The 2,492-nt window shown below is 45.7% G+C and carries 2 protein-coding genes; both read right to left on the bottom strand.

The features are described 5' to 3' along the window. Window positions 1-1,137: penicillin acylase family protein (locus tag ACEW8S_RS06690; protein ID WP_373517395.1), on the bottom strand; the 1,137-nt coding region annotated here is incomplete at its 3' end. Window positions 1,138-1,176: 39 nt separating this feature from the next. Next, window positions 1,177-2,492 (bottom strand): protein-disulfide reductase DsbD family protein (locus ACEW8S_RS06685; protein WP_373517394.1); only part of this gene is annotated, 1,316 nt, incomplete at its 5' end.

The raw sequence follows: 2,492 nt of genomic DNA, 5'->3' as shown, positions 1-2,492 counted from the left end.
GGTTTTTTTATAGGAAAAATTTACATCGGCGGAATCCTTGACCTTGATGGTTTTTGTAACTACTTCATAATCTGCCCAACCCTTATCGGTTTTATATTTTGTGGTGTCCGTTGGATGGGTTTCCTCGAAATAGAAGTCCACATCATCGTTTTCGAACATGGTCATACCATAGGCCAAATTTCTGTCATGGCCCAATAAGGGAAAGGGCACACCCGCCAAATGATACCCATATTTCTCGTAAGATGGCGTGCTAACATGGGCTTCATACCAGACCGAGGGTTGGGAGAACCCGATATGGGGATCGTTGGCGAAAATAACTTTGCCGTTTTTGGTTTTTTCGGGGGCGAGTACCCAGCTGTTACTTCCCTCGAAAAGGGGAATCGCCAATTTTTCAAGGGATTTCATTACGCCGGCCGTCATTTTATCCTTTCTCTTTAGTGTATCGGACGTATTCCTTAACGAATCGGACGTAGCGGAATTATAATTCTTGATCCAGACCGAACCGGGATCGCTATTGATTTCGAGGTCTTTCAGATATTCGGATCCCAACCTGTCCCGTATTTCGGTCAGCAAGGGATCGGTCTTGTGGGCCATGGCGAAACTAAAGGCCATATAGCCCATGGTGTTGTAGACATCCTTTAAGGTGAATTTTCGTTTTTCGATGCCGGTAAGATAAAACTCGATAGGTGTCGGTCCCTCGTCGATAAATTGGTTAATGCCATTGAGATACGCTTGGGAAAGTTGGACGGATTTCTGGCTTTTGTTCAATTTGGCTAGGGTTTGAACGGAGGCATCATCGATTCCCAAAGCGAGGAAGAATTTGTCCGTTCCGATAAAATCTTTTCCGAAGACCCCTGAAATATCACCGCTACCTATCCGCCGCAAAAGTTCCATTTGCCACAAACGGTCTTGGGCATGTACGTAGCCCAATGCGGTAAAGGCATCCTTTTCATTATCCCCATAAATATGCGGAATCCCGTAGGTGTCGAAATAGACCTCCACTTCCCCGGTAAGACCGGAAAGCTGTTTTTCTCCCTTGTAATCCGGCTTGGCCAAATAAATGAAAATACCGATCGCCGAGGCCAAAATACCTATGAGAATAAGTAGTACCCACCCCACTTTTTTCAGGATTCGCATTTAAAATAGTATTGCCGATTAAGTGGAGAAAGATAGGGATTATTCCCCTGAAACGACACTCGTTTCATTAAACCGCTGCAGACCTTGCAGCAGCCAATTCCGGTAAGTATCCCTATCGGTATATTGTATGGCATTGTTCAGGACTTCCAAATCTGGGGAAAGCAGCACGTAGTAGGGTTGCGAGGCGGCACCGAAATTTATACTCTGAAAGGTACCCCACTTCTGTCCTATGGTTTTAATACTTTTTATCCGGCCGGAATCGAACTTGAAGTCAAATTGTTGGTCTTCAGGAAGTTCTTTGCGGTCATCAATATATAAGGATATTAAAACAAATTCATCCTTCAAAATAGGATAGATATCAGCTTCGCTCCATACATTGGCTTCCATTTTACGGCAATTGACGCAGGCCCATCCCGTAAAATCAAGAAGAATCGGCTTATCCACTTTCTTGGCGTGGGCCAGCCCTGCATCAAAATCCTTAAAGCAATCGATTCCGAGGGGACAGTCGCTCTCAGTTGCAAAAATGCTGTAGAAATGGGGCGGCGGAAAGCCGCTCAACAGTTTGAGACTTGAAAAATTGAATAGTCCCGCTATCAAATAGATGGAAAATGCCGCACTGGCGACGCCGATGCCCTTTCTAACCGCCGGCAACTTTGCCTTCGGCCCATCATGCGGAAAGCGGATAATACCGAATAGATACAGTGTCAGAAAGACGAACAATACGATCCATATACCTAAAAAGATTTCCCGCTTTAAAATTCCCCATCCGCCGACCATATCGGCGTTGGACAGGAATTTCAGGGCCAGGGCTAGCTCCAAAAAGCCCAGTACTACTTTTACCGTAGTCATCCAACCTCCGGATTTCGGCAGGGAATTCAACCAAGTCGGAAACAGGGCGAACAGCCCGAATGGAAGGGCCAACGCCACCCCAAAACCGGTCATTCCGGCGGACAGATTCGTAGCTACATCGCCATCACCCAAAACGGTGCTGCCCAACAGGCCTCCCAAAATGGGACCTGTACATGAAAAAGAGACCAGTGCCAAGGTAACGGCCATAAAAAAGATACCGATACCGCCACCGACCTTGGTGGATGCCGCATCCATCTGGTTGGCCCAAGAACTGGGCAGCGTCAACTCGTAATAACCGAAAAATGAAAACGCAAAAACTAGAAAAATCACGAAAAACACGACGTTCAACCAAATATTGGTGGCTATGGTATTTAATATCTGTGAATCGACGGAATCGAACAAATGAAAGGGAAGGCTCAATAAAAAATAAATCAAAACGATAAAGAATCCATACAGCATAGCATTGGCGATGCCTTTGGACTTCTTCTCGGAATGTTTCGTAAAAA

Source organism: Pricia sp. (assembly GCF_041745955.1).
Classification (GTDB): Bacteria; Bacteroidota; Bacteroidia; order Flavobacteriales; family Flavobacteriaceae; genus Pricia.
Note: the sequence above shows the minus strand (reverse complement) of the source record. Positions and strands in the feature narration are given on the sequence as shown.